At 59.5% G+C, this 25,301-nt stretch carries 27 protein-coding genes, 1 pseudogene and 1 riboswitch; of the genes and pseudogenes, 14 read left to right on the plus strand and 14 right to left on the minus strand.

From position 1 onward, the window contains the following. Positions 1–86: 86 nt before the first annotated feature. Genes parE through nudF form a run of 5 tightly spaced genes read right to left on the minus strand, consistent with a single transcriptional unit; the run spans position 87 to position 4,491 of the window. On the minus strand, positions 87–1,982 hold the full coding sequence (gene parE, locus KB890_RS17720; RefSeq protein ID WP_002916844.1) for a DNA topoisomerase IV subunit B: 1,896 nt from the start codon (positions 1,980–1,982) through the stop codon (positions 87–89). 30 nt (positions 1,983–2,012) lie between these two features. Further along, the gene (gene yqiA / locus KB890_RS17725) at positions 2,013–2,588 is read right to left on the minus strand and encodes an esterase YqiA (RefSeq protein WP_002916845.1); all 576 of its coding nucleotides are present in this window, start codon (positions 2,586–2,588) and stop codon (positions 2,013–2,015) included. Beyond that, a complete protein-coding gene (gene cpdA / locus KB890_RS17730) occupies positions 2,588–3,415 on the minus strand; it encodes a 3',5'-cyclic-AMP phosphodiesterase (protein WP_211778002.1) in 828 nt (275 codons plus the stop codon). Before cpdA ends, yqiA begins: the two co-directional genes overlap by 1 nt. 24 nt (positions 3,416–3,439) lie before the next feature. Continuing rightward, positions 3,440–3,862, minus strand: coding sequence for a DUF1249 family protein (locus tag KB890_RS17735; protein WP_002916847.1), 423 nt, complete (start codon positions 3,860–3,862; stop codon positions 3,440–3,442). Continuing rightward, positions 3,859–4,491: an ADP-ribose diphosphatase gene (gene nudF / locus KB890_RS17740; protein ID WP_002916848.1), complete on the minus strand. Its 633-nt coding sequence runs from the start codon at positions 4,489–4,491 to the stop codon at positions 3,859–3,861. Before nudF ends, KB890_RS17735 begins: the two co-directional genes overlap by 4 nt. A gap of 196 nt (positions 4,492–4,687) precedes the next feature. Between nudF and tolC the strand changes: the two genes are divergently transcribed. The 3 genes from tolC to KB890_RS17755 all read left to right on the plus strand — a co-directional run bounded on the left by tolC (position 4,688) and on the right by KB890_RS17755 (position 8,162). After that, entirely contained in the window at positions 4,688–6,157 is a 1,470-nt protein-coding gene (gene tolC, locus KB890_RS17745) for an outer membrane channel protein TolC (protein WP_020324790.1), read from the plus strand. Positions 6,158–6,324: 167 nt separating this feature from the next. Next, positions 6,325–6,996, plus strand: coding sequence for a DUF1190 family protein (locus KB890_RS17750; RefSeq protein ID WP_004181330.1), 672 nt, complete (start codon positions 6,325–6,327; stop codon positions 6,994–6,996). Positions 6,997–7,001: 5 nt separating this feature from the next. Then, positions 7,002–8,162 (plus strand): glutathionylspermidine synthase family protein, encoded by a 1,161-nt coding sequence (locus KB890_RS17755; RefSeq protein WP_004144540.1) that lies wholly within the window; start codon positions 7,002–7,004, stop codon positions 8,160–8,162. Positions 8,163–8,206: 44 nt separating this feature from the next. Here the strand turns inward: KB890_RS17755 and ygiD are convergent, their stop codons facing one another. Next, positions 8,207–8,998, minus strand: coding sequence for a 4,5-DOPA-extradiol-dioxygenase (gene ygiD, locus KB890_RS17760; RefSeq protein WP_004181331.1), 792 nt, complete (start codon positions 8,996–8,998; stop codon positions 8,207–8,209). Positions 8,999–9,184: 186 nt separating this feature from the next. Between ygiD and zupT the strand changes: the two genes are divergently transcribed. Then, complete coding sequence (gene zupT, locus KB890_RS17765) at positions 9,185–9,955, plus strand: zinc transporter ZupT (protein WP_002916852.1); 771 nt, start codon at positions 9,185–9,187, stop codon at positions 9,953–9,955. Positions 9,956–10,016: 61 nt separating this feature from the next. On the opposite strand, the gene ribB is transcribed toward zupT, so the two are convergent. Further along, positions 10,017–10,670 carry a 3,4-dihydroxy-2-butanone-4-phosphate synthase gene (gene ribB, locus KB890_RS17770; RefSeq protein ID WP_004174356.1) on the minus strand — a complete coding sequence of 218 codons (654 nt, stop codon included), beginning with the start codon at positions 10,668–10,670 and terminating at the stop codon, positions 10,017–10,019. A 105-nt stretch (positions 10,671–10,775) separates the two neighbouring features. Continuing rightward, a riboswitch (FMN riboswitch) is annotated at positions 10,776–10,927 on the minus strand. Positions 10,928–11,047: 120 nt separating this feature from the next. Here ribB and ubiK point away from each other — a divergent pair. Beyond that, complete coding sequence (gene ubiK / locus KB890_RS17775; protein WP_002916856.1) at positions 11,048–11,320, plus strand: ubiquinone biosynthesis accessory factor UbiK; 273 nt, start codon at positions 11,048–11,050, stop codon at positions 11,318–11,320. Positions 11,321–11,355: 35 nt separating this feature from the next. Here the strand turns inward: ubiK and glgS are convergent, their stop codons facing one another. After that, the gene (gene glgS / locus KB890_RS17780) at positions 11,356–11,553 is read right to left on the minus strand and encodes a cell surface composition regulator GlgS (RefSeq protein WP_002916857.1); all 198 of its coding nucleotides are present in this window, start codon (positions 11,551–11,553) and stop codon (positions 11,356–11,358) included. Here glgS and KB890_RS17785 point away from each other — a divergent pair. Beyond that, positions 11,545–11,694: a hypothetical protein gene (locus KB890_RS17785; protein WP_004144536.1), complete on the plus strand. Its 150-nt coding sequence runs from the start codon at positions 11,545–11,547 to the stop codon at positions 11,692–11,694. The two genes, glgS and KB890_RS17785, sit on opposite strands and share 9 nt — an antisense overlap. 77 nt (positions 11,695–11,771) lie before the next feature. On the opposite strand, the gene hldE is transcribed toward KB890_RS17785, so the two are convergent. From hldE to KB890_RS17800, 3 genes are read right to left on the minus strand one after another with little or no spacing between them, the layout of a single operon-like run. Further along, positions 11,772–13,205, minus strand: coding sequence for a bifunctional D-glycero-beta-D-manno-heptose-7-phosphate kinase/D-glycero-beta-D-manno-heptose 1-phosphate adenylyltransferase HldE (gene hldE / locus KB890_RS17790; protein ID WP_004174353.1), 1,434 nt, complete (start codon positions 13,203–13,205; stop codon positions 11,772–11,774). 58 nt (positions 13,206–13,263) lie between these two features. Next, positions 13,264–16,101 (minus strand): bifunctional [glutamate--ammonia ligase]-adenylyl-L-tyrosine phosphorylase/[glutamate--ammonia-ligase] adenylyltransferase, encoded by a 2,838-nt coding sequence (gene glnE / locus KB890_RS17795; RefSeq protein ID WP_004181332.1) that lies wholly within the window; start codon positions 16,099–16,101, stop codon positions 13,264–13,266. A gap of 20 nt (positions 16,102–16,121) precedes the next feature. After that, positions 16,122–17,420, minus strand: coding sequence for a CYTH domain-containing protein (locus KB890_RS17800; protein ID WP_020324794.1), 1,299 nt, complete (start codon positions 17,418–17,420; stop codon positions 16,122–16,124). Positions 17,421–17,634: 214 nt separating this feature from the next. On the opposite strand from KB890_RS17800, the gene KB890_RS17805 reads away from it, so the two are divergent. Together KB890_RS17805 and KB890_RS17810 are read left to right on the plus strand one after the other, a co-directional pair. Continuing rightward, positions 17,635–18,255, plus strand: coding sequence for a TIGR04211 family SH3 domain-containing protein (locus tag KB890_RS17805; RefSeq protein ID WP_002916862.1), 621 nt, complete (start codon positions 17,635–17,637; stop codon positions 18,253–18,255). A gap of 61 nt (positions 18,256–18,316) precedes the next feature. Next, positions 18,317–19,558: a multifunctional CCA addition/repair protein gene (locus KB890_RS17810; protein WP_002916864.1), complete on the plus strand. Its 1,242-nt coding sequence runs from the start codon at positions 18,317–18,319 to the stop codon at positions 19,556–19,558. 11 nt (positions 19,559–19,569) lie between these two features. Here KB890_RS17810 and bacA read toward each other — a convergent pair whose 3' ends face one another. Together bacA and folB are read right to left on the minus strand one after the other, a co-directional pair. Then, complete coding sequence (gene bacA, locus KB890_RS17815; RefSeq protein ID WP_004144532.1) at positions 19,570–20,391, minus strand: undecaprenyl-diphosphate phosphatase; 822 nt, start codon at positions 20,389–20,391, stop codon at positions 19,570–19,572. A gap of 198 nt (positions 20,392–20,589) precedes the next feature. Beyond that, complete coding sequence (gene folB, locus KB890_RS17820; RefSeq protein ID WP_004150923.1) at positions 20,590–20,973, minus strand: bifunctional dihydroneopterin aldolase/7,8-dihydroneopterin epimerase; 384 nt, start codon at positions 20,971–20,973, stop codon at positions 20,590–20,592. A 107-nt stretch (positions 20,974–21,080) separates the two neighbouring features. Here folB and plsY point away from each other — a divergent pair, with 107 nt between their 5' ends. Beyond that, positions 21,081–21,698 carry a glycerol-3-phosphate 1-O-acyltransferase PlsY gene (gene plsY / locus KB890_RS17825; protein ID WP_004144530.1) on the plus strand — a complete coding sequence of 206 codons (618 nt, stop codon included), beginning with the start codon at positions 21,081–21,083 and terminating at the stop codon, positions 21,696–21,698. Positions 21,699–21,829: 131 nt separating this feature from the next. Beyond that, positions 21,830–21,949 (plus strand): hypothetical protein, encoded by a 120-nt coding sequence (locus KB890_RS17830; RefSeq protein WP_020324810.1) that lies wholly within the window; start codon positions 21,830–21,832, stop codon positions 21,947–21,949. 10 nt (positions 21,950–21,959) lie between these two features. Here KB890_RS17830 and KB890_RS17835 read toward each other — a convergent pair whose 3' ends face one another. Next, entirely contained in the window at positions 21,960–22,106 is a 147-nt protein-coding gene (locus KB890_RS17835; RefSeq protein ID WP_004144529.1) for a short-chain dehydrogenase, read from the minus strand. Here KB890_RS17835 and KB890_RS17840 point away from each other — a divergent pair. The 4 genes and pseudogenes from KB890_RS17840 to ureC form a co-directional block, all read left to right on the plus strand. Then, on the plus strand, positions 22,096–22,920 hold the full coding sequence (locus KB890_RS17840; protein ID WP_004174349.1) for an urease accessory protein UreD: 825 nt from the start codon (positions 22,096–22,098) through the stop codon (positions 22,918–22,920). The genes KB890_RS17835 and KB890_RS17840 overlap by 11 nt on opposite strands. Positions 22,921–22,929: 9 nt before the next feature. After that, entirely contained in the window at positions 22,930–23,232 is a 303-nt protein-coding gene (locus KB890_RS17845) for an urease subunit gamma (RefSeq protein ID WP_002916871.1), read from the plus strand. Between the two features lie 9 nt (positions 23,233–23,241). Further along, positions 23,242–23,562 (plus strand): urease subunit beta, encoded by a 321-nt coding sequence (locus KB890_RS17850; RefSeq protein WP_002916872.1) that lies wholly within the window; start codon positions 23,242–23,244, stop codon positions 23,560–23,562. Then, positions 23,555–25,252 (plus strand): annotated as a pseudogene (gene ureC / locus KB890_RS17855) (urease subunit alpha); the annotation flags it as partial. The gene KB890_RS17850 and the pseudogene ureC, both read left to right, overlap by 8 nt. Between the last annotated feature and the right edge of the window lie 49 nt (positions 25,253–25,301).

The following is a 25,301-nucleotide window of genomic DNA, read 5'->3' on the forward strand; positions in this document are numbered from 1 at the left end:
ACAAAAGGCTGCCTCATCGCTAACTTTGCAACAGTGCCAAAAAGGGAGCCTGAGGCTCCCTTTTACGTCTGGCGCAGCGTACAGACTTACACTTCCAGATCCGCCATATCGCCCTTCTCCTGCAGCCAGTTGCGACGATCTTCCGAACGCTTTTTGGCCAGCAGCATATCCATTATCGCCGTGGTCTGCTGCTCGTCCTCATCGCTTATCACCAGCTGCACCAGGCGGCGGGTATTCGGGTCAAGGGTGGTTTCGCGCAGCTGCATCGGGTTCATCTCACCGAGCCCTTTAAAGCGCTGGACGTTTGGCTTGCCCTTCTTGCGCTTTAGCTGTTCCAGCACGCCGGTTTTTTCTTCTTCCGTCAGCGCGTAGTAAACCTCTTTGCCGAGGTCGATACGGTACAGCGGCGGCAGCGCCACGTAGACGTGCCCCTCTTTCACGAGGGTACGGAAATGTCTTACGAACAGCGCGCACAGCAGGGTGGCAATGTGCAGACCATCGGAGTCCGCATCCGCCAGAATACAAATTTTACCGTAGCGCAGCTGGCTTAAATCATCGCTATCCGGGTCAATACCAATCGCCACCGAAATGTCGTGCACTTCTTGCGAAGCTAACACTTCATCGGAAGAGACTTCCCAGGTATTAAGGATCTTGCCCTTCAGCGGCATGATCGCCTGATATTCGCGATCGCGCGCCTGCTTGGCTGAGCCGCCCGCCGAATCCCCTTCGACAAGGAACAGCTCGGTACGGTTCAGATCCTGGGCGGTACAGTCCGCCAGTTTACCCGGCAGCGCCGGACCGCTGGTCAGCTTTTTGCGCACCACTTTTTTGGCGGCGCGCAGACGGCGCTGGGCGCTGGAGATGGCCATCTCCGCCAGCAGCTCCGCGGCCTGCACGTTCTGATTCAGCCACAGGCTGAAGGCGTCCTTCACCACGCCGGAGACGAACGCCGCGCACTGGCGCGACGACAGGCGCTCTTTGGTTTGCCCGGCGAACTGCGGATCCTGCATCTTCACCGACAGCACGTACGCGCAGCGATCCCAGATATCTTCCGCTGACAGCTTTACGCCGCGCGGCAGGATATTACGGTACTCGCAGAACTCACGCATCGCGTCGAGCAGCCCCTGACGCAGACCGTTAACGTGCGTCCCGCCCTGCATAGTCGGGATCAGGTTCACGTAGCTCTCGGTCAGCAGTTCGCCGCCTTCCGGCAGCCACAGCAGCGCCCAGTCCACCGCCTCCGTCTCGCCGGAGAAGGCGCCGACGAATGGTTTTTCCGGCAGCAGCGGCAGGCCGTTCACCGCTTCGCTCAGGTAATCGTTCAGGCCATCGGCATAGCACCAGCTCTGCTCGCTGTTGTTCACCTGGTCGCGGAAAACAATTTCCACGCCCGGGCACAGCACCGCTTTCGCTTTTAACAGGTGGGTCAGACGTGAAACGGAAAAGCGCGGGCTGTCGAAGAAGCTTTCGTCCGGCCAGAAATGGACGCTGGTCCCGGTATTGCGTTTGCCGCAGGTGCCGGTGACGTGCAGGTCTTCCACTTTTTCACCATTTTCAAAGGCGATGCTGTAGACCTGACCGTCGCGACGCACGTTGACCTCCACGCGTTTTGACAGGGCGTTGACCACCGAGATCCCCACCCCGTGCAGGCCGCCGGAAAACTGATAGTTTTTATTGGAAAACTTACCGCCCGCATGCAGCCGGCAGAGGATCAGCTCAACCGCCGGCACGCCCTCTTCCGGGTGGATGTCGACCGGCATCCCACGACCATCGTCAATGACCTCCAGGGACTGGTCGGCATGAAGGATAACTTCCACGCGTTTGGCGTGGCCTGCCAGCGCTTCATCCACACTGTTATCAATAACCTCCTGACCAAGATGGTTAGGACGAGTGGTGTCGGTATACATGCCCGGACGGCGGCGCACCGGCTCTAGCCCGGTGAGTACCTCAATGGCATCAGCATTATATGAAGATTGCGTCATGGTGTGTATTCGTAGGTCGTTCAGGGCCGTTTAGCGCAGGCCGAGAAATTCGATAATCTGAGTGAAATGATCGTCAAAGCCGACAAATGCGTGATTACCGCCCTCCTCTACCGTCTGCCGGCAAGAGGCGTAGTAATGAACGGCCTGGCGGTAATCAAGCACTTCATCCCCGGTCTGCTGCAGCAGCCAGAGTAAATCCGGCGCTTCGAGCGGGTCGATTTGCATGACTTTGAGATCGTAAATATGGCGAGACTCTAGCACATATTGCTGCCCGGTGTATGGATTCTCATTGTGGCCGAGAAAATTGTTTAGTAGTTCAAACGGCCGCACCGCCGGGTTAACCACCACCGCCGGCAGCATAAAGCACTGCGAAAGCCAGGTCGCGTAGTAGCCGCCCAGCGACGACCCTACGACCCCCAGCGGCTCGCCTCCGTGCTCCAGCACGATGGACTCCAACAGCTCCGCCGTTTCCGCCGGGTAAGGCGGCAACTCCGGCACCACCATGGTGATCTCTGGATAGTGCTGCGCCAGCCAGGTCTTTAACGCCGTCGCCTTCGCCGAGCGCGGAGAGCTGTTAAAGCCATGCAGATAAAGGAGCGTCGCCATCAGTAGCCTTCTGAAGCAATATCCGGATGAAACGCGGCGCCTTCCAGGCGGCACACTTCGGTGGTCAGCGTCCCGTCAGGGTGAAGCTCCAGCCAGCGCCAGCCCGGTGACACCGTATCCAGAGTGAAATTGGCACAGTGCGGTTTAAACTGGACGCAGGTCGACGGCGTCGCCATCATGCGCCGGCCATTCCAGTCGAGATCCAGTTCCTGATGAATATTGCCGCACAAAAGATGCTTCACCCGCGGCCAGGCGCTCAACGCGCTGTCCAGCGCGCCGGCGTTGCGCAGACTATGCTGATCCAGCCAGCTGCAGCCGGCCGGCAGCGGATGATGGTGCAGCAGGAGTAAAGTATAGCGCTCCGGCGCCTCCGCCAGCTTATGTTCGAGCCACTCCAGCTGGAAGTCGCTCAGCTCGCCATGGGGAACGCCAAACACCTGGCTGTCGAGCAGCAGGATCTGCCAGCGATCGCCGAGAAACACGCGCTTGGCAGGGGAAATGCCCGCCTCCTGCAGGGTGCTGTACATCGCCGGCTGGAAATCATGGTTGCCCGGTAGCCAGACGCAGGGTGCAGCAAAACTCGCGATGCCCTCAGCAAAATGCTGATAGGCCGCGGAGGAGTGGTCCTGTGCCAGATCGCCTGTTGCGACAATCAGATCGCATGGACGCTGTGAGGCATGAATGGCCGACAGTACGGCCTGATAGCTATCCCAGGTATTGATGCCTAACAACGTTTCATGCTTTTCAGCAAACAGGTGAGTATCAGTAATTTGTAATATCCTGACTCTGGCCTCACCAGCCAGAGGTAGGTTTAACAGGCTTTCCAAATGGTGTCCTTAGGTTTAACGACGCTAACAAACCGGAATCGCCATCGCTCCATGTGCTAAACAGTAACGCAGCCAGTCGGCCAAAAACTGGTTAATTTGATGCTTTTCGTCGCGTTGATGCAACTTTTTATTAGGATAATCATATCGCGCTTTGAAGCGAAAGATCTGCTGACTCGAACACACTTCGGCCACCATGGCGTCATGGTAGAGGCGGACGGTCATCGATGGCAGGCTCCAGTAGCTCACTGCAGGCAGAGTCTGCTCTATTGCCACCAGAGTAGTGTAGCGGGTCGATTCAACTATCGTTAACCGATACTGCGCGCTTCCCACCTGATAGCTTACCTTCTCACCCGCTGCATCCGTTCGCGGCAACAGGCGGCGCAACTGCGCGAAGTTGGTCTCGCACAGGCGCATCATCTCAGGGAAGTCAGGTGTATAACGCTTCATTTTGTCCACTCATTTCGTAAATTGTGATAATGCAATTGCAGCCATTGCAAGGCGATGACAGAGGCTGCGTTGTCGATTTTCCCCTCTTCTACCCACTGGTAAGCCTGCTCCCGACTCACCACATGCACCCGAATATCCTCGTTTTCCTCGGCCAGGCCGTGAATGCCTTTTGCCGTCGATGCATCAACTTCTCCCACCAGGATCGATAACCGTTCGCTGGTGCCGCCGGGACTGGCCAGATAGCTTAATATTGGTTTCGTCCGCCCAACTTCAAGCCCGGCCTCCTCCAGCGCTTCCCGACGGGCAACATCTTCCACCGTTTCACCCGCTTCAATCATGCCGGCGACCATCTCCAGCAGCCACGGGCTCTCGCTGGTATCATAGGCGGCGATACGGATTTGTTCGACCAGCACCACTTCGTCGCGCACCGGGTCAAAGGGTAGCAAGACGGCGGCGTGCCCGCGCTCAAAAATTTCACGGGTGATTTCGCCACTCATGCCGCCGTTAAACAGGCGGTGGCGAAAACGGTATAAATCGAGCGAAAAAAAACCACGATATAGCGTTTCGCGTGCAATAATTTCTACATCATTTTTGGAGAAGGTAATTCCCTGCTGCGTGGGTTTGCTCATTGTCATGTCCTGCGAATCTGAAATTAGGGATTTCCAAACCGTTTGGCTACCGTTTTACGGTCCGTATGTTAGATTGGTGCAAATTACCGCCGGATGGCACGTAACGCCAACTTTTTACGGCGGCAGAATCGATACAATCAGCGGAATTTTTCTTAGAATTAGACCAGCGCTAAATGCTTCACAACAAGGAATGCAAATGAAGAAATTGCTCCCCATTCTTATCGGCCTGAGCCTGACCGGGTTCAGCGCCATGAGCCAGGCGGAAAACCTGCTTCAGGTTTACCAGCAGGCACGCATCAGCAACCCCGATCTGCGTAAATCGGCAGCCGATCGTGACGCCGCGTTCGAAAAGATCAACGAAGCGCGCAGTCCATTACTGCCTCAGCTTGGGCTGGGAGCGGATTATACCTATACCAATGGCTATCGCGACAGCAACGGCGTCAACTCTAACGTCACCAGCGGTTCGCTGCAGTTAACGCAGGTTCTGTTTGATATGTCGAAATGGCGCGCCCTGACGCTGCAGGAAAAAACGGCAGGGATTCAGGATGTCACGTATCAGACCGATCGGCAAACTCTGATTCTGAATACCGCGACGGCCTATTTTAAAGTGCTGGCCGCCATCGATACGCTCTCCTATACCGAAGCGCAGAAACAGGCCATTTACCGCCAGTTGGATCAAACCACGCAGCGCTTTAACGTAGGCCTGGTGGCGATCACCGACGTACAGAACGCCCGTTCACAATACGATGCCGTGCTGGCGAACGAAGTCACCGCGCGTAACGATCTCGACAACGCCGTCGAAGGACTGCGTCAGGTCACCGGTAATTACTATCCGGAGCTGGCCTCCCTGAACGTGAACGGCTTTAAAACCAACAAGCCGCAGGCGGTCAATGCCCTGCTGAAGGAAGCGGAGAACCGCAACCTGTCGTTGCTGCAGGCGCGTCTGAGCCAGGACCTGGCCCGCGAGCAGATTCGCCAGGCGCAGGACGGCCATTTGCCGACCCTGAACCTTTCCGCCTCTACCGGGGTCTCGAATACGCGTTACAACGGTTCGAAAACCAATACCCCGCTCGCCTACAACGACAGTGATAACGGGCAGAACCAAATCGGCCTGAACTTCTCTCTGCCACTGTACCAGGGCGGCGCGGTGACCTCGCAGGTCAAGCAGGCGCAATACAACTTCGTCGGCGCCAGCGAGCAGCTGGAAAGCGCCCACCGCAGCGTCGTGCAGACTGTGCGTTCATCGTTTAACAACGTGAACGCCTCCATCAGCAGCATCAACGCCTACAAACAGGCGGTGGTCTCTGCGCAAAGCTCCCTGGATGCCATGGAAGCTGGCTACTCGGTGGGTACGCGTACTATCGTTGACGTCCTCGACGCCACCACTACGCTGTATAACGCTAAGCAGCAGCTCTCGAATGCGCGCTACAACTACCTGATCAACGAGCTGAACATTAAGTCGGCGTTAGGTACCCTGAACGAGCAGGATCTGGTCGCCCTGAACAACACGCTGGGTAAACCCATCTCCACCTCCGCAGATAGCGTCGCGCCGGAAAATCCGCAACAGGATGCCACCGCTGATGGCTACGGCAACACTACCGCGGCGGTGAAGCCGGCGTCCGCACGGACCACCCAGAGCAGCGGCAGCAATCCGTTCCGTCAGTAATTCTCATATTGTGATGCGCATCGCCTGTCCGTCGGACAGGCGATGCGTTAAACGTAAGGCAACGTAAAGATCCCCCGCTTAGCGCCCCTCTTCGCTTCATTTTCCACCACTCATCCTCTATCCTGAGCGTTAACACACGCCATACCACTGGGTCCTGGAAGACAAATATGAAACGGACAAAAAATATTAATCATTCGTCGTTCCGCAAAAGCTGGAGCGCACGCCATCTGACGCCGGTCGCGCTGGCCGTTACCGCGGTCTTTATGCTCGCCGGTTGTGAAAAAAGCGATGAAACGGTGTCGCTGTACCAGAACGCCGATGACTGCTCCGCCGCCAACCCGGGCAAAGCAGCCGAATGCACCACGGCCTACACCAACGCGGTAAAAGAGGCAGAGCGCACTGCGCCGAAGTATGCCACCCGCGAAGACTGCGTCGCCGAGTTTGGCGAAGGCCAGTGCCAGCAGACGCCAGCCCAGGCGGGCGTCGCCCCGGAAAACCAGGCGCAGGCGCAAAGCAGCGGCAGCTTCTGGATGCCGCTGATGGCCGGCTACATGATGGGCCGCCTGATGGGCGGCGGCATGGCGCAACAGCAGCCGCTGTTCAGCTCGAAAAATCCGGCCAGCCCGGCCTACGGTCAGTACACTGACGCCAGCGGCAAGAGCTATGGCGCCGCCCAGCCGGGCCGCACCATAAATGTGCCGAAAACCGCGATGGCGCCGAAGCCAGCCACCACCACCACCGTCACCCGCGGCGGCTTTGGCGAGTCGGTAGCGAAACAGTCGACCATGCAGCGTAGCGCCGCAGGCTCAACGTCCTCTTCTCGCTCAATGGGCGGCTAAGCAACATGGAAAGAGTCAGTATTACCGAGCGCCCGGACTGGCGCGAGAAAGCGACCGAGTACGGTTTCAACTTCCATACCATGTACGGCGAGCCCTACTGGAGCGAAGAGGCGTATTACAAGCTGACCCTCGCGCAGGTGGAAAAGCTGGAAGCGGTCACCGCTGAGCTACATCAGATGTGCCTCCAGGTGGTGGAAAAAGTGATCGCCAGCGATGAGCTGATGACCAAATTCCGCATCCCTAAACACACCTGGGGTTTTGTACGCCAGTCGTGGAAAACCAACCAGCCGTCGCTCTACTCACGTCTCGACCTGGCCTGGGATGGCGTCGGCGAACCGAAGCTGCTGGAGAACAATGCCGACACCCCGACCTCGCTGTATGAAGCGGCCTTCTTCCAGTGGATCTGGCTGGAAGATCAGCTCAACGCCGGCAAGCTGCCGGCGGGCAGCGACCAGTTCAACAGTTTGCAGGAAAAGCTGATCGATCGCTTCGGCGAGCTGCGCGAGCAGTTTGGCTTTCAGCTGCTGCATATGGCCTGCTGCCGCGATACCGTTGAAGATCGCGGTACCGTGCAGTATCTGCAGGACTGCGCCGCTGAAGCGGGGCTGGCGACGGAATTCCTCTACGTTGAAGATATCGGCCTGGGCGAAAAAGGCCAGTTTACCGATCTGCAGGATCAGGTGATTGGCAATCTGTTCAAGCTCTATCCGTGGGAGTTTATGCTGCGGGAGATGTTCTCCACCAAGCTGGAAGACGCTGGCGTCCGCTGGCTGGAGCCGGCGTGGAAAAGCATTATCTCCAACAAGGCGCTGCTGCCGATGCTGTGGGAGATGTTCCCCAATCACCCTAATCTGCTGGCGGCCTACTTCAGCGAAGATACTCACCCGGAGATGGAGAAGTACGTCATTAAGCCAATCTTCTCCCGCGAAGGCGCTAACGTGTCGATCGTTGAAAATGGCAAAGTGGTGGAGGCAGTAGAAGGCCCGTACGGGGAAGAAGGCACCATCGTGCAGGCGTTTTACCCGCTGCCGAAGTTTGGCGATAGCTATACGCTGATTGGCAGCTGGCTCATCAACGACCAGCCTGCAGGGATCGGTATTCGCGAAGACCGGGCGCTGATCACCCAGGATCTGTCGCGCTTCTATCCGCACATTTTCGTCGAATAATGCCGCGCTCCGGCGACGGTAAATGCCGCCGGAGCGCGCTATCATCAGGCGCCAACCAACACCGACAGCATGCTCAGCGAGCCCATCTCGATGCCATCGACTGGGATCGTTATCGCCTCAACGCCATCCCACGTCCCCAGGACATACAGCAGCGGCAGGAAATGCTCCGCCGTCGGATTGGAGAGCGAGCCCCCTTCGTGTGCCAGGTAGTTAACCAGCGGGTGCTGCTCGTCCAGCCCCTGCCATTGCAGATTCGCCTTCACGTAGTTATTGAAGGACTCTGCCCAAGGGTACGGCGTGTTCTCGCCATGCCAGCGGGCGGTGCGCAGGTTATGCACCACGTTGCCGCTGGCCACCAGCATAATGCCTTCATCACGCAGCGAGGCCAGTTTCCGCCCCATTTCGAGATGCCAGGCCGGCGGTTTGGTGCTGTCGATGCTCAACTGAACCATCGGGATATCCGCCTGCGGATACATTTTAATCAGCACGCCCCACGAGCCATGGTCAAATCCCCAGGCTTCTGTATCGAGGGTGACCGGCACCGGCGAGAGCAGCTCCACCAGCCGTTGCGCCAGCGCCGGAGAGCCCGGCGCCGGATAATGCGTGTCATACAGCGCCTGCGGAAAACCGCCGAAGTCATGAATGGTCTTCGGCGCCTCCATCGCCGTTACGCCCGTACCGCGCGTAAACCAGTGCGCAGAGACCACCACGATCGCTTTCGGACGCGGCAGGGTTTCGCCCAGTTGAGCCCAGGCGCGGGTATAACGGTTGTCTTCCAGCACGTTCATTGGGCTGCCATGGCCGAGAAACAACGCGGGCATTCGGGTACGGGACATGATGATATCCTTAGGGTGTCAATGTGATGTGCTCACATTACGCGCTTTTGCGCCAGGATAAACTCAGATAACCATGATGATGATCGTCAGAAAATTTGAATGTAATTCGCGGTAAAGGGACGTGTCCCGTACGCGCATCCTCAGGCAATATACTCGTATGTAATTATTTTCACAGGGAGAGAAGCGATGTCATCACCCTTAATATTGACGCTGTTAGCCGGTAGCGCAACCTTCATTGGCGCCATATTCGGCGTGATTGGCCAGAAACCCTCTAACCGCCTGCTTGGCTTCTCCCTCGGCTTTGCCGCCGGGATTATGCTATTGATTTCGTTGATGGAAATGCTGCCTGCCGCGCTGGCCGCCGAGGGCATGTCGCCGCTGCTCGGCTACGGAATGTTTGTTGTCGGCCTGCTGGGCTACTTTGGCCTTGACCGCCTGCTGCCGCACGCCCACCCGCAGGATCTGATGACTCCCGCCATGCCGCGCCCGCGCAACTTACGCCGCACCGCTATTCTTCTGACGCTGGGGATCAGCCTGCATAACTTTCCGGAAGGGATCGCCACCTATGTCACGGCCAGCAACAACCTCGAGCTTGGCATGGGCGTCGCCCTTGCCGTCGCCCTGCACAATATTCCGGAAGGACTGGCGGTTGCCGGACCGGTGTATGCCGCCACCGGCTCGCGCAGCAAAGCGGTGCTCTGGGCCGGGCTTTCCGGCATGGCGGAAATTTTGGGCGGCGTGCTGGCGTGGTTGATTCTGGGGAGCCTGGTCTCGCCGCTGGTGATGGGCGCGATCATGGCTGCCGTCGCCGGGATTATGGTGGCGCTGTCGGTCGATGAACTGATGCCGCTGGCGAAAGAGATCGATCCGCAAAGCAATCCAAGCTACGGCGTCCTGTGCGGGATGTCGGTCATGGGGCTGAGCCTGGTGGTACTCCAGACGATGGGCATCGGTTAAAGCGCAGAAACAACACAGCCCACTAACAAGTGGGCTGTGCTCGGGCGTAGCGAACCGCTATTTAGCTGGCTTTACGCTCATGTTCGCGACGATAGGCCACCAGATCTTCAATCGTGACTACCGCCATATTGTGCTGCTGAGCGAACTTGATGCACTCCGGCGCGCGGGCCATGGTGCCATCGTCATTGGTCAGCTCGCACAGCACGCCTGCCGGTTTAAAGCCAGCCAGGGTCACGAGGTCGATAGTGGCTTCAGTGTGGCCGCCGCGGGTCAGTACGCCGCCCGGCTGCGCACGCAGCGGGAAGACGTGACCTGGACGGTTAAGATCGGAAGGTTTCGCGCCGTCGGCGATGGCCGCGCGGACGGTGGTCACGCGGTCGGCAGCGGAGACGCCGGTGGTCACACCTTCGGCCGCTTCGATGGTCACGGTGAAGCCGGTGCCGTAGGCGCTGGTGTTGTTCTCTACCATCATCGGCAGATCCAGCTGTTTGCGGCGATCTTCGGTCAGGCACAGGCACACAATGCCGCTGCCGTGACGAATGGTCAGCGCCATCTGCTCAACGGTCATGGTTTCAGCGGCGAAGATCATATCGCCTTCGTTTTCACGGTCTTCATCATCAAGCACCATCACGCCGCGGCCTTCGCGCAGGGCGTCCAAAGCGTGTTCCACACGTTCAAAAGCGGTACCAAAAGAAGAAAGGAGCGTCTGATTCATGGTAAAAAAACCTCATTAAAATTATGGTTACCAGAATCAGGGCAGTCTTAGGAGCGCCGGTTTAGCGGCAAAAGTCAACGCGAGCGGGCCTGGGCCCGACTGTGCCGTTACTCTCTCCCATCCGGACTTTAACCGTCGGCCCCGGAATTACACCGGATCTGCTGACCTTCCCGTAGTCACGGGAAGCGCTCGCGGGCTTTCAACGCCATGGTTGATTTACCGCCGGTGGGGAATTTCGCCCCGCCCTGAGAATAAGCGAGATAACTATAACGCTATTGACTATCCTCGGCAATGCATAAGCTTCAAACATTTCTGGTTTATAGGCGGCCTGGTTCGCACTACAATGATCAATCATCCGACCCGAGCAGGAAACCACCATGATTGACCCGAAAAAAATTGAACAAATCGCCCGCCAGGTCCATGAGTCGATGCCAAAAGGACTTCGCGATCTGGGTGAGGATGTTGAGAAGAAAATCCGCCAGGCGCTGCAGTCGCAGCTGACCCGTCTGGATCTGGTTAGCCGCGAAGAGTTTGATGTGCAGACTCAGGTGCTGCTGCGGACCCGGGAAAAACTGGCGCTGCTGGAGCAGCGCCTGAATGACCTCGAAAACCGCCCGGCGGCGACGCCGGGCAGCGAAGAGCAGCAGTAAAAAACGGGCCCCTGGGGGCCCGTTTTGCGTTTGGCTTAATGGGCGGCTTCCGCCTGACTACTCACCTGGCGACAGTACAGTTCATAGCGCTGGCAAAACCATTCACGATGTTCTTCATCCATATTGCCGACAATGGCCTGAAGATCAACTGGCTGGCCCTGGGCGTGCATTCTGGCGAAACTCCGCGCCAAAAAATCAAAATTCTTCATTGAATACATATCGTTATGGTTCATGCGCATACTCCTTCAGCGGTGGATGTTCTGATAAGTCATATGCCTTTTACTCACTTCAGTATTTACGCTTACCTTAACGCGATTTGTACGAAAAATGCGCTTAACATGATTATTTATTGCGCTAAATCATTTTCCACATGATTAAATAAAAACGGCCCGCGATATCGCTATCGCAGGCCGTAATGTTTCACCACACAGGCGGGTGAATAACGAAAAAGTTATTTTTCGCTATCTTTTTGTATTTTCTTAATAATATTGGTAGTCGAGCAGCCATCTTCAAAGTTGAGCACCAGCACTTCGCCACCGTTCGCCCAGACCTCTTCGCTGCCGGCGATCTGCTCCGGTTTGTAGTCGCCGCCCTTGACCAGCAGATCCGGCAGGATGCCAGCGATCAGGCGCTGCGGAGTATCTTCTTCAAATGACACCACCCAGTCGACCGCTTCCAGCGCCCCCAGCACGATCATCCGCTGTTCCAGCGGGTTCACCGGGCGGGTCTCGCCTTTCAGACGTTTGGTGGAGGCATCGCTGTTGACCGCCACGATCAGACGGTCGCCCAGCTTACGCGCATTCGCCAGATAGGAGACATGACCGGCATGCAGAATGTCAAAGACGCCGTTGGTCATCACCACTTTCTCGCCGCGCTTGCGCGCCGCCGCAACCGCCTGTTTGAGTTCCTCTTCGCTCATCACGCCAAAGCCGGTCTCAGCCCGGCCGCGGACCGCGTTTTCCAGCTCGACAGGGGAAACGGTGGATGTACCCAGCTTACCGACCACCACTCCCGCCGCGGCGTTAGCGAAATAGCAGGCCTCTTCCAGGGTGTTGCCGGACGCCAGGGTCGCCGCCAGCACGCCAATCACCGTGTCGCCGGCGCCGGTCACGTCGTACACTTCCTGGGCCTGGGTCGGCATATGCAGCGGCGGACGCCCCGGCTGCAGCAGCGTCATCCCCTGCTCAGAGCGCGTCACCAGCAGCGCCGACAGTTCGAATTCGGCGATGAGCTTCATGCCGCGCTCAACGATCTGCGCTTCATCCTGGCACTTGCCCACCACCGCTTCAAACTCAGAGAGGTTCGGGGTGAGCAACGTCGCGCCGCGATAGCGTTCGAAATCGGTGCCTTTCGGATCGATCAGCACCGGCACGCCCGCTTCGCGTGCGAGTCGGATCATGGTCTGGACGCTGGTCAGCGCCCCTTTGGCATAGTCCGAAAGGACCAGCGCGCCAATAGAGCCCAGCGCCTGCTGAATGCGCTCGTGCATCGGCTGCGGATCGACGCCGGAGAAGCCCTCTTCAAAGTCGAGGCGGATCAGCTGTTGATTGCGCGACAGCACCCGCAGCTTGGTGATAGTCGGGTGAGTCGGGACGGAGACGAAGTCGCACTTCACATTGACGTTGGCCAGCGCCTGGCTCAGCGCGCGGGCGGCGTCATCAATCCCGGTCAATCCCACCAGGCGCGAGGTTGCCCCCAGCGAGGCGATGTTCATCGCTACGTTTGCCGCGCCGCCAGGACGTTCTTCGATATTTTCCACCTTCACCACCGGCACCGGGGCTTCCGGGGAAATACGACTGGTGGGGCCGTACCAGTAGCGGTCCAGCATCACATCACCCACCACCAACACTCCTGCACGTTCAAACTCCGGCAGCGTTACTTTCATGACTCTCTCCTGCGAGACGCAAACTTTGCGCGCGATAATAGCACACCCGATTTTATAGTTAAGCCATCAGCCATTTCTGCCAGCTGGCGCTGACCTGCTCGCGCTCCCGGCTGAAGGCCTCTGGCGCCACGTGTCCCGGCAGCTCCTGCAGGGCCAGGTGATGGAGCGCGTCACGCAAGGTGGTGTACGCGTGCGTTAAGGCGCGCGCTTCCTCCTCGTCCATGATGTCGTTCTGCGCCAGCAGCTCGAGAATACGCACATTATCAGACCAGCGGGTCAGCTTCGGCTTGTCGCTGGCATAGCGTAGGACCAGATACTGGGTAATAAATTCAATATCCGTGATCCCGCCGGCATCGGCTTTGATATCAAAACGATTGGGATGCTTGTTGCCGAGGTGGGCGCGCATCTTCTCGCGCATCTCGCGAACCTCGATCTGCAGGGTTGCGCCCTCCCGCGGGGTGGTCAGGATATCGCGACGAATGGCGTCAAAGCGCGCCTGCAACGCCGGGTCGCCATAGACCACGCGGGCGCGCACCAGCGCCTGATGCTCCCACGTCCAGGCCTCGTTCTGCTGATAGTCGGCAAACGCGTCAGCGGTGGTAACCAGCATCCCCGCCGCGCCGGAAGGGCGCAGCCGGGCGTCCACTTCGTAGAGAATACCGGACGAGGTGCGGGTGCTGAACAGATGCATGATCCGCTGGGCCAGCCGCAGGTAGAACTGACGGCCGTCAATCTCCCGCTCGCCGTCGGTCATCACCTCCGCCGGGCAGTCATGGAGGAACACCAGGTCGAGATCGGAGCTGTAGCCCAGCTCCCAGCCGCCGAGCTTGCCGTAGCCGACGACGGCGAAGCCGCGCCCCTGGCGATCGTGCAGGTGGGTCGGCAGGCCGTAGCGAGCCACCATCTGCCCCCATGCCTGCTGCACCACCGCATCGAGGATCGCTTCGGCAAGCCAGGTTAAATGATCGCTGACCTTCATCACCGGCAGGGTGCCGGCGATATCCGCCGCCGCGATATGTAGCTGCTGCGCCTGCTTGAACTGGCGCAACGCCTCCAGCTGCTGCTCTTCATCCTCTTCCGGCACCCGCAGCAGATACTGACGCAGCTCGTCGCGATAGGCATCGGTCGCCGTCGGCTGATAGAGGGTGTTGGGATCCAGCAGCTCATCCAGCAGCAGCGGGTGGCGCGCCAGCTGGCTGGCGACCATCGGCGATGCCGCGCAGAGCGTAATCAGGTGTTTCAGCGCGCCGGGGAATTCGCTCAGCAGTTCAAGATAGGTGGTGCGGGTGACGATCCCGGTCAACAGCGGCGTGATCCGCGCCAGAGGCAGCGGCGCATCGGCGCGCGAGCAGATTTCGCTCAGCAGATGCGGCATCAGCTGATCCAGCACCTGGCGGCCGCGCGGGCCGATGGTGCGCCGATCCAGCTCTTTGCGGAAATCGGCAATCAGCGCCAGCACGCTGCGGCGGTCGGCGTCGTTTAAATGCGCCAGCGCCGGACTGGCGTCATCTTCTTCCAGCGCATCCTGCCACAGCTCGCGCCAGTACTCGGCCAGCTGCTCATCTGGCGACTGAGCCTCGTCATCGCCGATCAGTTCATTAAACACCCGCCGTACGTTGGCCATATGGTTCGCCAGCTGCGCGCTCAGCGTCTCCCAGTCATCGGTATGCATCCCCCACGCCAGTCTGGCGCGGTTCAGTTCATCCTGCGGCAGGGTCTGGGTCTGTTCATCGTTGATACTTTGCAGCAGGTTTTCCAGCCGGCGCAGGAACAGATAGGCCGCGCGCAGCAGCGTCGCGTCGCCTTCCGGCAGCAGATGCAGCTCATCAATCGCCGCCAGTGTCGGCAATAGCGCGCGCTGCTGCAGCGCAGGTTCGCGACCGCCGCGGATCAGCTGAAAGACCTGAACGATAAATTCAATTTCACGAATGCCGCCGGCGCCGAGCTTGATGTTGTCTTTCAGCCCGCGACGCCGCACTTCACGGGCGATCATGCCTTTCATGTTACGCAGCGACTGGATCACGCTGAAGTCGATATAGCGGCGGAAGACGAAGGGGCGAAGCATCGCGCGCAGTTCGCTGGCGTAGGCGCCGTCGTTATCGCCCATGATCCGCGCTTTCACCATCGCGTAGCGTTCCCAGTCCCGCCCCTGCTCCTGGTAATAATCTTCCAGCGCCGCAAAGCTGAGCACCAGCGGCCCGCTGTCGCCAAACGGCCGCAGGCGCATGTCCACCCGATAAACAAAGCCGTCCTGCGTTGGCTGGTCGAGCGCCTTGATAAGCCGCTGCCCCAGGCGGGTAAAGAACTGGGCGTTATCCAGCTCGCGACGGCCGCCGCGGGTGGCGCCATGCTCCGGCCAGGCAAAGATCAGATCGATATCGGAAGAGAAGTTCAGCTCGCCGCCGCCCAGCTTTCCCATCCCGAGGATCAGCAGCGGCTGCGGCTGACCCTCGGCGTTGCATGGCGTTCCCCACTCTTTACAGCAGGCGGCGTACAGCCAGTCGCGGGCGGCGACAATCAGGGTCTCCGCCAGGACGCTCAGCTGCTGCAGCGTCTCTTCTTCGCGCACCAGCGACAACGCCTGCGCCCAGGCGATGCGGACCATCATCTGGCGGCGGAAGAGACGCAGCTCTCGCATCAACCCCGCTTCGTCAGTGACGGCCTGCAGGCGCTCCTGCAGCCAGGCTTCGTAATGCCGCCACTCTTCCGCCGCCGGCGCGGAGTCCGCAAGCTCATTCAGCCAGCCCGGCTGAGCGATCACACTCTGTTCGACAAAATCGCTGAACGCCATCACCGACCTGGCCTGTGGGCTCAGTTCGGCAACGGGAAAATCCGTTGGCAGACGGTCAGCGACCGTCTGCCAGTGCTGCTGTAACTGCGGAGAAAGCGGCATCATAAGGGCTCCCTGGCCTGTAATTATCGTTTTCCACTATGCAGCCAGAACGGCTCGGCAGCCAGCGCCTGGCGACGGAAATATTCAAACACGCTGCGGTCGTCATGCTCTATCGCACGCTGAAGTTCCTGCCAGTTCTCCAGCCAGGGCGCGACGGCGTCGCCATAGGCGCCCGCCAGCAGCTGGACGCTGTCGATGTCGCGGGACAGCTTCGGCAACTGGTCAGCGGCATCTTCTATCGCCAGATGCTGCACGGCGCTGCGCAGCTCGGCCGCCACCCGCGAGAGGTGAATATCGGCAAACCGTTTGAACGATCCGGCTATTTTTTTCTCTCCCGCCTCGTTGAGGAACGAACGCCACTCGCGCTGGACCAGCCATTCGGTCAGGGCCAGTTTGGCGCCAACGACCTCGGTGCGGAATAACGCTTCGTCGGCGGTGTCCGCAGCCAGCAGAACGGCGTCGGCGTCGTTCAGCAACGCGCGGAGGTGGGTGGTCGCCTTACGCGGCACGATGCCGCCGAACAGCACGAGGGCATGGCGCACGCGGGCTATCGCCAGCAGAATTTCCGCTTTGGCTTTTGCGTTGCCGCGCAGCCAGATCTCGTCGTGATACAGCCAATGCGCCAGGGCGCTCTCCAGCGCCGCCTCCAGCCCCTGCTCCACGCTGGCCTTCGCTGCCACCGGCAGCACCGCCAGCCGGGTCACCGGACGCTCATTGTTACCTTGCGCCAGATGATACCCGCGCGCGGCTTTGCTCAGGCTCCCCTGACGCAGGACGCCGCTCTCCAGCAAACGATGCGCGAGGCGCAGCAGATCGGCGGTCTCCCCGGCGAGCAGCTCCAGCTCCAGTTCGCAGATCGGCTCCTGATGTTCGCCCGCCTTCACTTCGCCACGATCGAGGGCAATCTCAATCTCACTCTTTCCTTCCTGGATCACCCAGCGTTCACGGGCAAAATCGGTACTGAACAGCGGCTGGACATGCTCCGCCAGCGCGGCCGGAAGTTCCCCTTGCGGCCAGACCTCCGCCGGCAGGCGCTCAAGCGCCAGCTCCGGTTTATCCAGTGGAATATTATATTCCGGGCGCTGGTGCAGGCCGCCGACCACCCGACCGGCGATTTTCAGCGTCATCTCATAACGCCCCTGATCGCCGCGGATGCGCAGCCCCATATCGTGACGACGCAGCCAGTTATCGGCGGTTTCGTAATAAATGTTCAGCAACTGGCCCGCGGGCGTATGTTTCGCCTCGAGCGCATTGAGCTGCTCGCGCAGCGTCTCTACCCCATCCTGAGCGACGATAAACTTGAGTTCGATTTCTTGAGCCATGACTGAATTCTTCCGCTTCTGTGCTGCGCCGACAAATTGCGGCGAACTTACGACAATATTTTTTGTCAGTAGATAGTATTTTGCGGTGAATCGCCATGCAACGCGCTTTTTGCCGGGCCACCTCCTGGATGATTCCGATTGTGGCGGAAAACTTTGCGTCGCTCTGGCGATGCCTCTACTATCGTTCCACTTTTTATGACCAAACGATGACCTGATGCCAAAATTACGCCTGATTACTTTTACTTTGCTCGCGCTTAGCGCCGCCACGGCGGTTCACGCAGAAGAAAAGCGCTACGTTTCCGATGAGCTGAACACCTGGGTTCGCAGCGGCCCGGGCGATAATTATCGTCTGGTCGGCACCATCAACGCCGGGGAAGAAGTGTCGGTACTGCAAACGAACGACAGCACCAGTTACGCGCAAATTCGCGATAGCAACGGCCGTACCGCCTGGATCCCGCTGAAAGAGCTGAGCAACGAGCCCAGCCTGCGCACCCGCGTCCCGGATCTGGAAAACCAGGTCAAAACGCTGACCGATAAGCTGAATAACATCGATGCCACCTGGAACCAGCGCACGGCGGATATGCAGAAGAAAGTCGCCGGCAGCGACAGCGTGATTAACGCGCTGAAGGACGAGAACCAAAAGTTGAAAAACGAGCTGGTTGTCGCGCAGAAGAAGGTGAATGCGGCAAATCTGCAGCTTGATGATAAACAGCGCACCATTATCATGCAGTGGTTTATGTACGGCGGCGGTGTGCTGGGCGTCGGTCTGCTGCTCGGTCTGGTGCTGCCGCATCTGGTGCCAAGCCGCAAACGTAAAGACCGGTGGATGAACTAATTCGTCTTCTCTGCCAGACTTACGTATCATCTTGCGAAAAACGGATACGGGAGAATCAGGCGTGAAGAGTTATCTGGTCGGTGGCGCGGTGCGTGACGCGCTGTTAGGGCTGCCGGTCAAAGACCGAGACTGGGTGGTGGTGGGCGCCACCCCGCAACAGATGCTAGACGCGGGCTATCAACAGGTAGGCCGCGATTTTCCCGTGTTCCTCCATCCGCAAAGCCGGGAAGAGTATGCCCTGGCCCGCACCGAGCGCAAATCCGGCGCGGGCTATACCGGTTTTACCTGCTATGCCGCCCCGGACGTCACCCTCGAAGCCGATCTGCTGCGCCGCGACCTGACGGTCAATGCCCTCGCCCAGGATGCCGACGGCGCAATTATCGACCCCTACGGCGGACAGAACGATCTCCGTCAGCGCCTGCTGCGCCATGTCTCTCCCGCGTTTAGTGAAGATCCGCTGCGCGTGCTGCGCGTCGCGCGCTTTGCCGCCCGCTACGCCCACCTCGGTTTTCGCATTGCCGAAGAGACCCAGGCCCTGATGGCCGCGATGGTTGAGGCCGGCGAGCTGGCGCATTTAACGCCGGAGCGGGTGTGGAAGGAGACGGAAAGCGCATTAACTACTCGCAACCCGCAGGTCTTTTTCCAGACGCTGCGCGACTGTCAGGCTCTCAAGGTGCTGTTCCCGGAGATTGACGCCCTGTACGGCGTGCCGGCCCCGGCGAAATGGCATCCGGAAATCGACACCGGCCTGCACACCCTGATGACCGTCACGATGGCCGCGATGCTGTCGCCGGATGTCGACGTACGTTTCGCCACCCTGTGCCATGACCTCGGCAAAGGGCTGACGCCGAAGGCGCTCTGGCCGCGTCACCACGGCCATGGTCCGGCGGGAGTCAAGCTGGTGGAGCAGCTCTGCGCGCGTCTGCGGGTGCCAAACGATATCCGCGATCTCGCGAAACTGGTGGCGGAGTACCATGACCTAATCCACACCCTGCCAATTCTGCAGCCGAAAACCCTCGTCAAACTCTTCGACAGCATTGACGCGTGGCGCAAACCGCAGCGCGTGCAGCAGATCGCGCTCACCAGCGAAGCCGACGTCCGCGGACGCACCGGTTTCGAGGCCAGCGATTACCCGCAAGGGCGCCTGCTGCTGGAGGCCTGGGAAGTGGCGCAGTCGGTCTCCACTAAAGAGGTCGTGGCGGCGGGCTTTAAAGGGGCGGAAATTCGCGAGGAGCTGACGCGGCGGAGAATTGCGGCGGTAGCGCAGTGGAAGGAACAGCGTTGCCCCCAGCCGCAAGGCTGAGGGCGCAGGCCTTAGAAGAAGACCACGTACACCGCTGCCGCGACGATAAAGCGGTAGATAGCGAACGGAATGAACGAGATCCGTTTGATCAGCTGCAGGAAGGTTTTAATCGCAATCAGCGCCACGATAAACGCCATCACGAAGCCGACGGCGAACATCGGGACGTCGCCCATGTTCAGGAAGCCGATGCTCTTGTAGACGTCCAGCACGGTGGCGCCCATCATCATCGGTACCGCCAGCAGGAAAGAGAACTCCGAGGCCGCATAGCGGCTGACGCCCATCAGCATGCCGCCGGAGATAGTCGCCCCCGAGCGGGAGAAACCTGGCCACAGCGCCAGGCACTGAAAGCAGCCGATGACGAACGCCTGACGGTAGGTCATATCGTCAATCCCGACCGCGCGCGGCTGTTTCGGCTTCAGCACTTCCGCTGCAATCAGCAATACGCCGCCGACAATCAGGGCGTACATCACGTTCACCGGGTTAAACAAGGATTTAATGGTGTCATGGAAAATCAGCCCCATCACCACCGCGGGGATCATGCCGAGAAGGATATGGATAAGCGACAAACGGCCGCTGCCCTGGCCTTCATGCGCCGGCGGTTTCCCGAAATGGATGCCGATCAGGCCGAACAGGCGACGCCAGAACATCACCACCACGGCGAGTATCGAACCTAACTGAATCACCACTTCAAAGGTATTTGCGGTATCACCTTCAAACCCCAGCAGATGACCAACAATAATCATATGACCGGTACTGGAAACAGGTAAAAACTCTGTCAAACCCTCAACCACACCCAATATTGCCGCCACCAGCAGCGAGTGTATATCGCTCATCCAATTAAACCCTTTAAAAAAGTAAAATGAAAAAAACCAGGAACACGGTATCGTTCAACAGGCACAACCCGGCTGCCAGAGCGCGCGTAATCCGCAGCGTACAGGAAGTACACACGGATTCGTCCACCGTTCTGGAAGGACATCGCCAGTAAAATTGCCTGATGACCGGATGCTATGACCGGTATAAACGCAATTTGTTTAACAAGTATGACCTGAAAAGTTTTGTTTCAGATTAAGGCCACGTTCAATAATCACCCCGACGTTTGCCGCGCGAGCCACGGCGCCAGGTTTGCTGACTTTTATGCGCACCCATGGCGACTGGAATGTTTCCAGCAGCAGGTCGGCCACCTCTTCCGCCACCCGCTCCACTAACGCAAATTTTCCCCCCTCCACATGCGCAATCACGCGCTCGCTGATATCAGCATAGCTGAGGCAATCGCTGACATCATCGCTGGCGGCCGCCTTGCGGTTATCCCATGCAATTTCGATATCGAACACCAGCTTCTGCTCAATGGTTTGTTCCCAGTCATAAACACCAATGGTGGTGATTACCGAAAGTTGCTCTATAAATACAATATCCATCACGCCCTGCCTGCTTTTTAGCTAAACCGGATACCACTTCCGGCGAATTATGCGTATTATCCACAGATGCAGAGAATACAACGACATTTTCAAAACGGAACAGCGTTATGAGTGCAATCGCGCCTGGACTGGTACTCCTCGCCTACCTCTGCGGCTCCATTTCCAGCGCCATTCTGGTATGTCGCCTTGCTGGCCTGCCCGACCCACGCGACAGCGGCTCAGGCAACCCCGGGGCCACTAACGTACTACGAATTGGCGGAAAAGGGGCGGCCGTAGCGGTACTTATTTTTGATGTGCTGAAGGGCATGCTCCCGGTGTGGGGCGCCTGGGCGCTGGGCCTTACGCCGTTCTGGCTGGGATTAGTGGCGATTGCCGCCTGCGTGGGCCATATCTGGCCAGTCTTCTTTCATTTCCGCGGCGGTAAAGGCGTCGCCACGGCCTTCGGCGCTATCGCCCCCATCGGGCTCGATCTCACCGGGGTGATGGCCGGGACCTGGCTGCTGACCATCCTGCTCAGCGGCTACTCTTCCCTGGGCGCTATCGTCAGCGCCCTGATCGCCCCGTTCTACGTCTGGTGGTTCAAACCGCAGTACACCTTTCCGGTGTCGATGCTCTCCTGCCTGATCCTCCTGCGCCATCACGACAACATTCAGCGTCTGTGGCGCCGCCAGGAGAGCAAAATCTGGACCCGCGTGAAGAAGAAAAAAACGCCAGAGCAGAAGTAATCACCCCTCCCGGCTCCGCCAGCCGGGGAACTCCCCTGCGCTAATCGCGCCTTTCACCCGCCCTTTTACGCTTCCTCGCCATCAAAGGCGATCATCGCCACATCCTCCTTTTGTAACAATATGTTAGCAGCATGGAAAGGCAAAAGTTGCGCTGGCGGCTGGCGGCGCGGCGCAACCCGATCCGCCGCCTTTTCCGCCGCGCCCAGGCTGCGGATCAGGATATTGACGGCAAAGATTATCCGGGTGAATAATCCGGAGCGGTTATGCCGCTTTCCCCTCGCGCCCGTCGCGACGCTCCGGGTTACGGATGACATAAGCGTTTCGTATGACCGGGATAAACTCCCGCCGATCAATACTCATTGCTGCTGTTTTATCTTGATTTTGCAGGGGCGCAACATTGCACGGCACCGTGTTACCACCACTCAAAAAAGGCTGGCAGGCCACGCTGGATCTCCGCTTTCAGCAGGCCGGCGGCAAGACCGTTCTCGCCAGCGCCCAACACGTCGGCCCGCTGACCGTCCAGCGCCCGTTTTACCCGGAAGAAGAGACCTGTCACCTCTATCTGCTTCACCCGCCCGGCGGCATCGTCGGCGGTGATGAGCTGACAATTAGCGCGCACCTTGCCCCCGGCTGCCATACGCTGATAACCATGCCTGGCGCCAGCAAGTTTTACCGCAGCAGCGGCGCACAAGCGCTAGTTCGCCAGCAGTTGACCCTTGCCCCGCAGGCGACCCTGGAGTGGCTCCCGCAGGATGCCATCTTCTTTCCCGGGGCCAATGCCCGGCTGTTCACTACCTTTCATCTTTGCGCCTCCAGCAGGCTGCTGGCCTGGGATCTGCTCTGCCTTGGCCGCCCGGTGATTGGCGAAACCTTCAGCCACGGCACCCTCAGCAACCGGCTGGAGGTATGGGTGGACGATGAGCCGCTGCTGGTCGAGCGCCTGCAGCTGCAGGAGGGAGAGCTCTCCAGCGTCGCCGAACGTCCCTGGGTCGGCACTTTGCTGTGCTATCCCGCTACCGATGCCCTGCTCGACGGGGTGCGCGACGCGCTGGCGCCGCTCGGCCTCTACGCCGGCGCCAGCCTGACCGACCGCCTGCTGACGGTGCGTTTCCTCAGTGACGATAATCTGATTTGCCAGCGGGTGATGCGCGACGTATGGCAGTTTCTGCGCCCTCATCTCACCGGTAAATCTCCCGTACTTCCCCGAATCTGGCTGACTTAAGAGAACGTTATGGAACTGACCCCCCGAGAAAAAGACAAGCTGTTGCTGTTTACCGCCGCGCTGGTGGCGGAGCGTCGCCTGGCCCGCGGCCTGAAGCTCAACTATCCGGAGTCCGTGGCCCTGATCAGCGCCTTTATTATGGAAGGCGCTCGGGACGGCAAAAGCGTGGCCTCGCTGATGGAGGAAGGCCGTCATGTCCTGACCCGCGAGCAGGTGATGGAGGGCGTCCCGGAAATGATCCCGGATATCCAGGTCGAAGCCACCTTCCCGGACGGCTCGAAGCTGGTCACCGTTCACAACCCGATTATCTGAGGTAGCGCCATGATCCCCGGTGAATATCACGTTAAGCCCGGTCAGATAGCCCTGAATACCGGCCGGGCAACCTGTCGCGTGGTCGTTGAGAACCACGGCGATCGGCCGATTCAGGTCGGTTCGCACTACCATTTCGCCGAGGTTAACCCGGCGCTGAAGTTCGACCGTCAGCAGGCCGCCGGCTATCGCCTGAATATCCCGGCGGGCACGGCGGTACGCTTTGAACCCGGCCAGAAACGCGAGGTCGAGCTGGTGGCCTTCGCCGGTCACCGCGCCGTCTTCGGCTTCCGCGGCGAGGTCATGGGCCCTCTGGAGGTAAACGATGAGTAATATTTCACGCCAGGCCTATGCCGATATGTTCGGCCCCACCGTCGGCGACAAGGTGCGCCTGGCGGATACCGAGCTGTGGATCGAGGTGGAGGACGATCTGACCACCTACGGGGAAGAGGTCAAATTCGGCGGCGGCAAAGTGATCCGCGACGGCATGGGCCAGGGACAAATGCTGGCCGCCGACTGTGTCGACCTGGTGCTCACCAACGCGTTGATCGTCGATCACTGGGGGATCGTTAAGGCCGATATCGGCGTGAAGGACGGCCGGATCTTCGCCATCGGCAAAGCCGGTAACCCCGACATCCAGCCCAACGTCACCATCCCCATCGGCGCCGCGACGGAAGTGATCGCCGCCGAAGGAAAAATTGTCACCGCCGGCGGGATCGATACCCATATTCACTGGATCTGTCCGCAGCAGGCGGAAGAGGCGCTGGTCTCCGGCGTGACCACCATGGTCGGCGGCGGCACCGGCCCGGCCGCGGGCACCCATGCTACCACCTGCACCCCGGGCCCGTGGTATATCTCACGCATGCTGCAGGCGGCCGACAGCCTGCCGGTCAATATCGGCCTGCTGGGCAAGGGAAACGTTTCTCAGCCGGATGCCCTGCGCGAGCAGGTGGCGGCGGGCGTTATTGGCCTGAAGATCCATGAGGACTGGGGCGCCACCCCGGCGGCGATCGACTGTGCGTTAACCGTCGCCGATGAAATGGACATCCAGGTCGCCCTGCACAGCGACACCCTGAATGAATCCGGTTTTGTGGAAGACACCCTCGCCGCCATCGGCGGGCGCACCATCCACACCTTCCATACCGAAGGGGCCGGCGGCGGCCATGCGCCGGACATCATCACCGCCTGCGCCCACCCGAACATTTTGCCGTCGTCCACCAACCCAACGCTGCCCTACACCCTCAACACCATCGATGAACATCTCGATATGCTGATGGTCTGCCACCATCTGGACCCGGACATCGCCGAGGACGTGGCCTTTGCCGAGTCGCGCATTCGCCGGGAAACCATCGCTGCGGAAGACGTGCTGCACGATCTCGGCGCCTTCTCGCTCACCTCCTCCGATTCGCAGGCCATGGGCCGCGTCGGAGAAGTGATTCTCCGCACCTGGCAGGTGGCGCATCGCATGAAGGTGCAGCGCGGAGCGCTGGCGGAGGAGACCGGGGATAACGACAACTTCCGCGTGAAGCGCTACATCGCCAAATACACCATCAACCCGGCGCTGACCCACGGCATCGCACACGAAGTCGGATCCATTGAGGTGGGTAAGCTGGCTGACCTCGTGGTCTGGTCACCAGCCTTCTTCGGCGTGAAACCGGCCACCGTGATCAAAGGCGGCATGATCGCCATCGCGCCGATGGGCGATATCAATGCCTCTATTCCGACCCCGCAGCCGGTGCACTACCGCCCGATGTTTGGCGCGCTGGGCAGCGCCCGCCATCACTGCCGCCTCACCTTCCTGTCGCAGGCGGCGGCAGCCAATGGCGTTGCCGAGCGGCTGAACCTGCGCAGCGCGATCGCCGTGGTGAAAGGCTGCCGTACGGTGCAGAAAGCCGACATGGTGCACAACAGCCTGCAGCCTAACATCACCGTCGACGCCCAGACCTATGAGGTGCGGGTGGATGGCGAACTTATCACCAGCGAGCCGGCAGACGTTCTGCCGATGGCGCAACGATATTTAATGAGATGGTCACTCCCTCCTTCCCAGTACTATGCTGAGGACAGGCTTTCAT

The organism is Klebsiella sp. P1954 (genome assembly GCF_018199955.1).
GTDB lineage: Bacteria > Pseudomonadota > Gammaproteobacteria > Enterobacterales > Enterobacteriaceae > Klebsiella > Klebsiella pneumoniae.

What these genes read in the sequence shown, in the direction of transcription:
- parE (WP_002916844.1), bottom strand. Translation starts at nt 1,982, where the DNA reads ATGACGCAATCTTCATATAATGCTGATGCCATTGAGGTACTCACCGGG.
- yqiA (WP_002916845.1), bottom strand. Translation starts at nt 2,588, where the DNA reads ATGGCGACGCTCCTTTATCTGCATGGCTTTAACAGCTCTCCGCGCTCG.
- KB890_RS17735 (WP_002916847.1), bottom strand. Translation starts at nt 3,862, where the DNA reads ATGAAGCGTTATACACCTGACTTCCCTGAGATGATGCGCCTGTGCGAG.
- nudF (WP_002916848.1), bottom strand. Translation starts at nt 4,491, where the DNA reads ATGAGCAAACCCACGCAGCAGGGAATTACCTTCTCCAAAAATGATGTA.
- tolC (WP_020324790.1), top strand. Translation starts at nt 4,688, where the DNA reads ATGAAGAAATTGCTCCCCATTCTTATCGGCCTGAGCCTGACCGGGTTC.
- KB890_RS17750 (WP_004181330.1), top strand. Translation starts at nt 6,325, where the DNA reads ATGAAACGGACAAAAAATATTAATCATTCGTCGTTCCGCAAAAGCTGG.
- KB890_RS17755 (WP_004144540.1), top strand. Translation starts at nt 7,002, where the DNA reads ATGGAAAGAGTCAGTATTACCGAGCGCCCGGACTGGCGCGAGAAAGCG.
- ygiD (WP_004181331.1), bottom strand. Translation starts at nt 8,998, where the DNA reads ATGTCCCGTACCCGAATGCCCGCGTTGTTTCTCGGCCATGGCAGCCCA.
- zupT (WP_002916852.1), top strand. Translation starts at nt 9,185, where the DNA reads ATGTCATCACCCTTAATATTGACGCTGTTAGCCGGTAGCGCAACCTTC.
- ribB (WP_004174356.1), bottom strand. Translation starts at nt 10,670, where the DNA reads ATGAATCAGACGCTCCTTTCTTCTTTTGGTACCGCTTTTGAACGTGTG.
- ubiK (WP_002916856.1), top strand. Translation starts at nt 11,048, where the DNA reads ATGATTGACCCGAAAAAAATTGAACAAATCGCCCGCCAGGTCCATGAG.
- KB890_RS17785 (WP_004144536.1), top strand. Translation starts at nt 11,545, where the DNA reads ATGGTTCATGCGCATACTCCTTCAGCGGTGGATGTTCTGATAAGTCAT.
- glgS (WP_002916857.1), bottom strand. Translation starts at nt 11,553, where the DNA reads ATGAACCATAACGATATGTATTCAATGAAGAATTTTGATTTTTTGGCG.
- hldE (WP_004174353.1), bottom strand. Translation starts at nt 13,205, where the DNA reads ATGAAAGTAACGCTGCCGGAGTTTGAACGTGCAGGAGTGTTGGTGGTG.
- glnE (WP_004181332.1), bottom strand. Translation starts at nt 16,101, where the DNA reads ATGATGCCGCTTTCTCCGCAGTTACAGCAGCACTGGCAGACGGTCGCT.
- KB890_RS17800 (WP_020324794.1), bottom strand. Translation starts at nt 17,420, where the DNA reads ATGGCTCAAGAAATCGAACTCAAGTTTATCGTCGCTCAGGATGGGGTA.
- KB890_RS17805 (WP_002916862.1), top strand. Translation starts at nt 17,635, where the DNA reads ATGCCAAAATTACGCCTGATTACTTTTACTTTGCTCGCGCTTAGCGCC.
- bacA (WP_004144532.1), bottom strand. Translation starts at nt 20,391, where the DNA reads ATGAGCGATATACACTCGCTGCTGGTGGCGGCAATATTGGGTGTGGTT.
- folB (WP_004150923.1), bottom strand. Translation starts at nt 20,973, where the DNA reads ATGGATATTGTATTTATAGAGCAACTTTCGGTAATCACCACCATTGGT.
- plsY (WP_004144530.1), top strand. Translation starts at nt 21,081, where the DNA reads ATGAGTGCAATCGCGCCTGGACTGGTACTCCTCGCCTACCTCTGCGGC.
- KB890_RS17830 (WP_020324810.1), top strand. Translation starts at nt 21,830, where the DNA reads ATGGAAAGGCAAAAGTTGCGCTGGCGGCTGGCGGCGCGGCGCAACCCG.
- KB890_RS17845 (WP_002916871.1), top strand. Translation starts at nt 22,930, where the DNA reads ATGGAACTGACCCCCCGAGAAAAAGACAAGCTGTTGCTGTTTACCGCC.
- KB890_RS17850 (WP_002916872.1), top strand. Translation starts at nt 23,242, where the DNA reads ATGATCCCCGGTGAATATCACGTTAAGCCCGGTCAGATAGCCCTGAAT.